This is a genomic window from Sulfurimonas sp., from assembly GCF_016744025.1.
Classification (GTDB): domain Bacteria; phylum Campylobacterota; class Campylobacteria; order Campylobacterales; family Sulfurimonadaceae; genus Sulfurimonas.
On sequence record NZ_JADGFC010000017.1, the window covers coordinates 22,083 to 30,004 of the forward strand.

The 7,922-nt window shown below is 28.1% G+C and carries 15 protein-coding genes and 1 pseudogene; all 16 read left to right on the plus strand.

Annotation, left to right across the window (positions count from 1 at the left end):
• Window positions 1–78: 78 nt before the first annotated feature.
• Window positions 79–267: a hypothetical protein gene (locus QZZ48_RS04370; protein WP_294962343.1), complete on the plus strand. Its 189-nt coding sequence runs from the start codon at window positions 79–81 to the stop codon at window positions 265–267.
• Window positions 268–399: 132 nt separating this feature from the next.
• Entirely contained in the window at window positions 400–2,286 is a 1,887-nt protein-coding gene (locus tag QZZ48_RS04375) for a DDE-type integrase/transposase/recombinase (RefSeq protein WP_294962344.1), read from the plus strand.
• A 30-nt stretch (window positions 2,287–2,316) separates the two neighbouring features.
• Window positions 2,317–3,168, plus strand: a complete 852-nt coding sequence (locus QZZ48_RS04380; protein ID WP_294962346.1) for an AAA family ATPase — start codon at window positions 2,317–2,319, stop codon at window positions 3,166–3,168.
• A gap of 4 nt (window positions 3,169–3,172) precedes the next feature.
• Window positions 3,173–3,415, plus strand: coding sequence for a hypothetical protein (locus QZZ48_RS04385; RefSeq protein WP_294962348.1), 243 nt, complete (start codon window positions 3,173–3,175; stop codon window positions 3,413–3,415).
• On the plus strand, window positions 3,412–3,636 hold the full coding sequence (locus QZZ48_RS04390) for a hypothetical protein (RefSeq protein ID WP_294962350.1): 225 nt from the start codon (window positions 3,412–3,414) through the stop codon (window positions 3,634–3,636). The genes QZZ48_RS04385 and QZZ48_RS04390 overlap by 4 nt, the downstream gene beginning before the upstream one ends.
• Entirely contained in the window at window positions 3,636–3,911 is a 276-nt protein-coding gene (locus QZZ48_RS04395) for a hypothetical protein (RefSeq protein ID WP_294962352.1), read from the plus strand. Before QZZ48_RS04390 ends, QZZ48_RS04395 begins: the two co-directional genes overlap by 1 nt.
• 101 nt (window positions 3,912–4,012) lie before the next feature.
• Window positions 4,013–4,147, plus strand: coding sequence for a hypothetical protein (locus QZZ48_RS04400; protein WP_294962354.1), 135 nt, complete (start codon window positions 4,013–4,015; stop codon window positions 4,145–4,147).
• Entirely contained in the window at window positions 4,141–4,557 is a 417-nt protein-coding gene (locus QZZ48_RS04405; RefSeq protein ID WP_294962356.1) for a hypothetical protein, read from the plus strand. The genes QZZ48_RS04400 and QZZ48_RS04405 overlap by 7 nt, the downstream gene beginning before the upstream one ends.
• Window positions 4,557–5,105 (plus strand): N-acetylmuramoyl-L-alanine amidase, encoded by a 549-nt coding sequence (locus tag QZZ48_RS04410; protein ID WP_294962358.1) that lies wholly within the window; start codon window positions 4,557–4,559, stop codon window positions 5,103–5,105. The genes QZZ48_RS04405 and QZZ48_RS04410 overlap by 1 nt, the downstream gene beginning before the upstream one ends.
• Window positions 5,106–5,179: 74 nt before the next feature.
• Complete coding sequence (locus tag QZZ48_RS04415) at window positions 5,180–5,428, plus strand: hypothetical protein (protein ID WP_294962371.1); 249 nt, start codon at window positions 5,180–5,182, stop codon at window positions 5,426–5,428.
• On the plus strand, window positions 5,412–6,077 hold the full coding sequence (locus QZZ48_RS04420; protein ID WP_294962361.1) for a DNA cytosine methyltransferase: 666 nt from the start codon (window positions 5,412–5,414) through the stop codon (window positions 6,075–6,077). The genes QZZ48_RS04415 and QZZ48_RS04420 overlap by 17 nt, the downstream gene beginning before the upstream one ends.
• Complete coding sequence (locus QZZ48_RS04425) at window positions 6,077–6,349, plus strand: hypothetical protein (RefSeq protein WP_294962363.1); 273 nt, start codon at window positions 6,077–6,079, stop codon at window positions 6,347–6,349. The genes QZZ48_RS04420 and QZZ48_RS04425 overlap by 1 nt, the downstream gene beginning before the upstream one ends.
• The gene (locus QZZ48_RS04430; RefSeq protein ID WP_294962365.1) at window positions 6,349–6,792 is read left to right on the plus strand and encodes a phosphoadenosine phosphosulfate reductase family protein; all 444 of its coding nucleotides are present in this window, start codon (window positions 6,349–6,351) and stop codon (window positions 6,790–6,792) included. The genes QZZ48_RS04425 and QZZ48_RS04430 overlap by 1 nt, the downstream gene beginning before the upstream one ends.
• Window positions 6,699–6,917: pseudogene (locus QZZ48_RS15795) on the plus strand (hypothetical protein); the annotation flags it as partial. The gene QZZ48_RS04430 and the pseudogene QZZ48_RS15795, both read left to right, overlap by 94 nt.
• Window positions 6,918–6,938: 21 nt before the next feature.
• Complete coding sequence (locus QZZ48_RS04435) at window positions 6,939–7,196, plus strand: hypothetical protein (protein WP_294962367.1); 258 nt, start codon at window positions 6,939–6,941, stop codon at window positions 7,194–7,196.
• Window positions 7,193–7,922: hypothetical protein (locus QZZ48_RS04440; protein WP_294962369.1), on the plus strand; the 730-nt coding region annotated here is incomplete at its 3' end. The genes QZZ48_RS04435 and QZZ48_RS04440, both read left to right, overlap by 4 nt.

Below are 7,922 nucleotides of genomic sequence, written 5' to 3' on the forward strand. Positions count from 1 at the left end.
GCGATTAAATTATATCTAAGGCTTTAAGAATATCCCCTTAACAATAGGTTTTTAACCAAATTTAAGAGGAGTTTAAAAATGACAAAATTAACTATGAAAATCAAAGATGAGTATGGTTCTGTTAAAAGATTTTGTGAAAAAAACAATATCAATTTAAATACTTACAAAGTAGTTATATCTGGTAATGGTACATCTTCAAAAATTGCAAATATACTTATAAACCATAGATATATTACAAGTGCTGATGACTTGAAGAAAGCTGCATAATGGAAGCTATTGAGATGACTATAGCTAGATTAAAACATGCTAGAAATATGTACATCAAGTTTTATAAATCTAATAGTCACCAACATATTCAATATTGGGGCGAACAATGTTTAAAAATTAGAAAACAACTAGATGGTAAAACTTATGAATAGTAAGGATTTATCTAGTTTAGCTATATCAAGTGAGAGAACTGTTAGACGACTTACAAAAAAAGCACTAGAAAACAATCAAGAAACTATCACTATAAAAGAGCAATCATTTGGTTTTGTGGTAGTTCATAATTCTAATGGTAAATCATACCAATATACACAGCTTTCAGACACTAAAAAAGAGAATAAAAAGACAGTATATCAAAGCAAAATCAAGACTTTAGATTTAGAAACTATAGAGCATATAGACATCATAAAAACCACTTCAAAAGATAACAAACTTTTACTTATAAAATTTTATAGAATACATAACTATTCTTTAAATTCTATTGTTAAGAGTTTACTACTTACACATCATCACAATTGCGATGATAAAACAATAGCTTCAAATGTAAGAAAAATAAACAGATGGATAAAAGCTTTTAAAGATAATGGAGCAAATGCTTTAGATGATAATAGAGGTAAAAACACAGACTTTAGAAAGATAGATATCGCTGTACTAGATATGTCAATTATGGCTGCCAAAAATAGAGCAAATCATCAAGGTTTTTATGCAGTTTGGGAATTTTATTGTTTTGGAATACTTAAAAAAAGTGGAGAATTAGACTTAAAAAAGAGTATCAATAAAGAGTCGATTATATCTTACAACGGACTTGTAAATGCTACTAAAAAAAGACTAAATGAGTGTTATGGAGTAAGTGTATTTGATGATAAAGGTTTTGATGGTTGGCTTCAAGGTTATGTAGTAGGTGTAAGAGATATTAGCTATATAAACCAAGAGTGGCAAGTAGATGCTACAAAGTTTGACTTCATGTGTAAAATTCCAAATGATGAAAGTATTACAGGTTACGATATAGGTCGTGTAAACTTCACAACTGTTATAGATGTACATAGTGGAGCTGTTATTGGGGATTTAACTCAAACTATCACAAGTTACGACCAAGTAAGAGTGTTATTTAAAGCTTTTGAACATATGGGTAAACCAGAGATTATCAAAACTGATAATGGACGAGATTATGTATCAAATCATTATAAAAGAGTACTAAGCGATTTAAGTATCACACAAGTACTTGCAGATATTGGTCAAGGTAGACAAAAAGGTTCGGTTGAAAGATTTTTTAATACTTTTCAAACTCAATTTTCTAAAATACCTGGTTATGTTGGTGCAAATGTATCAAAACGAACAAAGATTGAAAATCAAAATGCATCTAAGATAGATGTACGAACTTCCAAAGCTACAAGATTTGATACAAACAGATTACTTACACTTGATGAACTTAGAAAAGTTACCAATAAACTACTAGCTAATTATGTTGATAACTACTCAGCATTCGCTGAATTTTTACTTGATGATGAAGAGTTAGAAACTATCAAAAAATCTTTAGGAAATAAACATAGAAGAAAATTATCAATGAGTGGAATAGCTTTAAATAATGGCACTTATCAAGGTGCTGATTTATGGATGAGTGGATTAAATAAGGGTGACTATGTAGATGTATATGAAAATATTGATGATGTGGCTCGTGTATGGGTTTATAAAGATGAAAAATATATAGGAGTAGCAACAAATACAGAGTTAGGTTTAGAGTGTATGACAATTGAAGAGCATAAGGCAAGTGTAAAAGCTCATAAAGAAAATCATATAAAACCATTTATTGAAGCACAAAAAGAGGGTATGAACTTATACCAAGAGTTTCAAGATAGTTTTGTTGAGGGTATATTGGAGGAAGCAGCACAGTATCAAAAAAGTGTTAGTAAATCTCCTAAAATTAAAAGCAAGTCAAAAAGTACTGCTTCTAATGATATATCTTCTACAAAGCCATCTTCATTTGATCCATTTGAAATGGTTCGAGAATTGGCTAGAGCTTAAAGCTTTAAATATTAATTTTAGGAGATTAACATGCAAACAAAGACAAGAGAATTTTTAACAAAAAATGGATTAACACAATCTATACTAGCAAGAAGTTTAGGGGTTAGTACAAGTGCTATATCTCAATACTTAAAAGCTGTATATAAAGGTGATGTAGCTGGACTAGAAGTTAAGATAAATGACTTTATGAATAACTACAAAAATAAAGACAATGTAAAAGCTTTAAAGATTGTACAAACTGCTGATTTAAATATGGCTCATTTTATCTTAGATGAATGTATCATAGGTAACGAAATGGCTATAGTTTTTGGTAAACCAGGATGTGGTAAAACTACAACTATAAAAGAGTTTGTCAAAACTCACCCAGAAGCTATACTAATTGAAGCAATACCAGGTATGCAAATAAGAAGTGTATTATCTTCTATTTGTGAAAAATTAGGTATTCAAAGCTTATCAAATAGCGAAATTATGATAGTTGATATATCAAATGAATTTAAAAGAAGAGAATCAATTCTTATCATTGATGAAGCTGAAAACTTAACAACTAAAACACTTGAAGCTATAAGAAGAATATGGGATTTTAGTAATGTTCCAACTGCTTTAGTTGGAACTCCTGCACTTTTAACAAATTTAAAAGGTAGAAATGGCGAACTACTACAATTGTATTCAAGAATAAGTGGTGTTTGGGAATTTAAAGGTTTAACTGATGATGATTTTAAAGCATTGTTTAATGACAGTTCAAATGATATTAAAGCTATCACTACACATTTAAGAAGAGCTGTAAATATCTATAAAAAAGCTGTTAGATTCGCTCAAATGAAAAATGAAACAATCAATGCAGGTCATATAAAATCTGCTTCATCTATGGTTATTTTAGGTTAAAACTATGACTGATAAACAAAAAAGATATAAAGTTGCTTTGATTAGATCTATTCATTGTAGTGATATGTATAAAAATGTATATGCAGATGATAGAGAGTTATATGAGACTATGCTTGAGAATAGATTTGGTGTATCAAGTAGCAAAAAGCTAGGAATTGAAGAGTTAATCGCTTTAGATAGTTTTGTAAATAACAAAGGTGGACTAAGACTAGCACCTAAAAAAGTATATGCAACTAAAAATAAGTGAGTTATATCAAAACTTTATGGACTGCAAATAGTAGAGATAAAAGTATTGAATCTTTACTGAAATTAGTTACAAAAATACTTAAAAAACCTATAAACGACCTTGATAATATTACAAAAGATGAAGCAGGAAAGATAATAGCAAGTATTAAAAATATCAAACCACCTGTAAAAGTTCAATGTGCAAATAATGCAGAATTTAAACCAACAAAAAAGGCTAAATAATGAAAAAAATCAACGATATATTAACAAAAGCATGTGAAAACCACGAGAATTTAAATAAAAAGAATATAGCAACTATTGAAGCTACTGAGTTTTTAGATAGCTATAAAATAAAGATAGATGGAATTAGTGCAACTCTTAGTGGAATACAAGCTTTATCTTTAGCTCAAGATATAAGTAAGTTATTAAGTGCAAAATATTTAATAGCAAATGTTGCTGAAGTTCCAAATGGTACGGAGCAATGGTTGGAGTCATTAAAGCATAAAAAAGCTTCTTAAATATTCATAGAGCTATCACTTTTTGATGGCTTTATTGAGTGTTTATCATTAAGACACCGTATCTTGCAAGATATACAAAAAAAGCAAAAGGATTTTAGAAAATGGGACTAAATAAGAAAATAAGTCTAAGTATTGCTGCTTCAAAAGCAATCGATGAACTTAACAAAAAGAGTAGTTTAAAAAAACAAAATAACAGAAAGCTTAAAAAAGCAATCAAAAAGGGTAAAAAATGTTAGTAGTAAAAATTGGTAAAAAAGAAACTGAAGTAAAAAACAGAGCAGTTGAAAGTGCTTTAAATCTTTTTGTAGAAACAAAACAAAAGATTGATGGACACAATGAAGATTTAAAAAAAGCTAAAGAGATTTTAATCGCTGAAGCTAGAATTATTTTAGGTGATGATGATACTTCAACTATAACTTTTGGTGTAGATGATGACAAAGTTAAGATAACTTTTGGATATGACATCAAAGTATCTGATGAAGATGCTTTAAAGAAGATGTTTGGTGATAGATTTGATGATTTAGTAACTGTAAAAACTGTAGTTACACCAGGTGTTAAATTAAAAGAGATGGCTTTAGATGATGATGGTTTAAAAATGTGTTTAACTGTAAAAGAAAAAGCACCAGCTGTAGCAGTAGTTAAATAATGAAAGTTGCAATAGTAATAGGACACTCTACTTATAGTCGTGGTGCTAGAAATAAAAGTTCTGATGTTAGTGAGTTTGAATTTAACGAAAAATTAGCAAAAGATATAAAAGCTAATTGGAGTGAACATAATCTTAGTGATGAGATTGTATTGGTTTATAGAGAAAATGGCTATTCAAAACTACCTTATGAGATAAATGATTTAGATGTAGATTTAGTTATTAGCTTACATTGTAATGCTTTTAATACTACTGCAAGTGGTTGTGAGATGCTTTATTATCATAAAAGTGTTAAGGGTAAAAATATCGCTAAGATTTTTCAAGATAAATTAACAGATATTTTAGAAAATAAAGATAGAGGTATTAAGTCAAAAGATAGTGAGGATAGAGGTGGTCATCTTTTAAAAGCTACTAATGCACCTTGTATTATTGTAGAACCATTTTTTATAGATAATGATGATGACTTTTTAAATGCTACAGATGATGGTGGTGCTTTGGTAGAAGGCTATTGTGATGCTATAGATGAAGCTTTAAAATACTTAAAATCATAAGTTATTAATATTTTCATAGAGCCTTACTTTTGTAAGGTTTTATTGAGATTATAAAATAGAAAGGAAATAGTTATATGTGGTGTCCTAGATGTGCAAATGAAATTACAAATGTTACAGGTACTTTTAAAGGTACAGTAAACGAAAGATGTAGAAAATGCCCATCATGTGGATATACATTTATGACTATTGAAGCTATAAAAGTTGATAAGTATTGGACTGTATATGCTAAACATAGTATAGAGAGTGAAGCTGATAAAAAGACACTTGAAGAGTTAGGAATAGACCCTAATCAAGGTGGATTGTTTGATGATGAAGCATATTAAAAAGTTAAAAATATTAAATCTTTATGCTGGTATTGGTGGCAATAGAAAGCTATGGAATGAAGTAAATCAAACTATGGAAGTTGTAGCTGTAGAATATGATAAACATATAGCTAAAGCATATCAAGATAGATTTCCAAATGATACAGTTATAGTTGGATGTGCTAAAGAATATTTATTAAATCATTATAAAGAGTTTGATTTTATTTGGGTATCTCCACCATGTCAAACACATACAAGGATTTTGTATAGTTCAAAAGATAGTGAATCATATAAACCAAAATACCCGGATATGAGTTTGTATCAAGTTATATTATTTTTACAACTGCATACAAAAAGATTTAAGTATGTTGTAGAAAATGTAAGACCTTATTATGAACCATTATTAAAGCCAAGTATTACTATAGATAGACATATGTATTGGTCAAATTTTAATATAACAACTATAAAAGTTGATAAGATGTACATACACAATGATGTTACATGCAAATCATTAAAAGACTTTGATATTAGGAAATATAGAAATATTAAAAATAAAAGACAGGTTATTCGCAACCAGGTAAATTATGAGATTGGTAAGCATATATTAGAATGTAGTTTAAATATTCTTAAAAAAGTTAATTCTAACTGTACTCAAGCAACACTATTTTAATGAATAACAAAACAAATAAAGCTCACACTAGATTAAAAGAATTTGCTTTATTTAGTGAAGATTTTGAGAGTTTTAAGGCTATTTTTTCGGATAATCTTGATAAAAATAAAAAAGATGAAGCTATAGAACTTTTACTTATGGTAAATTTTCAACTATTAAAAAGTGATGGTGAGCGATTTAATGATTTACTAAATATTGTTGATGATAATCAATCACAAAAACTTATTTTATGGCTTGATGATATGTCTAAAAAGTTTAGTTTAAATAGATAATGAAAAAATTATATTTTGTATCTATGAGTGGTGGAAAAGATAGCACGGCAACTGCTATTTATATGTTAAAACACTATCCAAGAAATAAATTAAGATTTATATTTGCTGATACAGGTTGGGAGCATCCTAAAACTTATGAGTATATCAAATATCTTGAAAAAAGATTAAAAATAAGAATATTTACTGTTAAGTCAAAAAAATATAACAATATGGAAGATCTATGTATTGCTAAAAAGATGTTCCCAAATAGAGTTAAAAAGTTTTGTACAACTGAGCTTAAAATCATCCCAATAATGGAATTATATACTAGATATAAAGATAAAGTTATAGAGTTATATCAGTTGTTGGTATTAGAGCTGATGAAAGTCAAAAAAGAAAAGGCGAAAATCTTTGGAAAACAAACTTTACTAATGCACCAAAATTTGGACAATGGCAAAAACTAAATAATATTAAAAAATCTAAAGCTGTTAAAAACTACTATTCAAAAGAAAACAGTATCACTATATATCAGCCTATAGTATATTGGACTGTACAAGAAGTTTATAACTATCATTTTGCTAATAAAGTTGAATTAAATCCACTTTATAAAATGGGATGTACAAGAGTTGGATGTTATCCTTGTATCAATGCAAATCAATTTGAGATAGGTTCACTAGATGATGAAGCTATAAAAAAAGTTAAAGATTTAGAATATAAAGTTTCATTGGTTACAAATATATCTAAAAATGCAACATTCTTTTATGATAAATCAAAACCTTTATCTATCACTAATATAGTATCAAAATATAAATATAATGGCTTAGGTTTAGAGTTAGGTTGTATCAATCCTTATGGGGCTTGTGAATGAATACTCCAAGCTATTTAGGTAAAAAGACAGGTAGTGGAATACCACACTTTATAATCTCTAAAATGCCAAAGCATGATGTTTATATTGAACCATTTTTAGGAACAGGTGCTATTATGTCTATGAAGTACCCAGCAAATATTAATATTGGTATTGAAAGAGATCAGAATATTCTTAATAAGTTAAATTTTGATAAAAGGTACTACATAGTTAATGATAACTCTTTGGAAATATTGGAGTCCACCATAGATAAATATATCTCTAATGGATCTATTTGTATATATTTAGACCCACCTTATTTACATAAAACTCGTAGCTGCTTAAATAGTTGCAAATATCTATACGACATGATAGATGATGAACATATCAAATTATTAAATATATTAATTGAAATTGATAAAAAATATAAAAATGTTTATTTAATGATAAGTGGTTATAAATCAGATTTATATATGTCTATGCTTCATGGTTGGAATTATTTTGAAACTCAAACAATGTCAAGAGGTGGTAAAAGAATTGAGAGCCTTTGGACTAATTTCAATCCTACAAATATGATAAAACACGATTATGACTATATTGGACATAATTATACAGATAGACAAAGAATGAAAAGAAAAGCCAAAAGATGGCTTAACAATCTTGATAATATGACACTAGATGAAAGAGTTTTTATTTTACGAGAGATATCACATAGTTATCAAGAACTATACTGCAGTATAGATAAAAAAC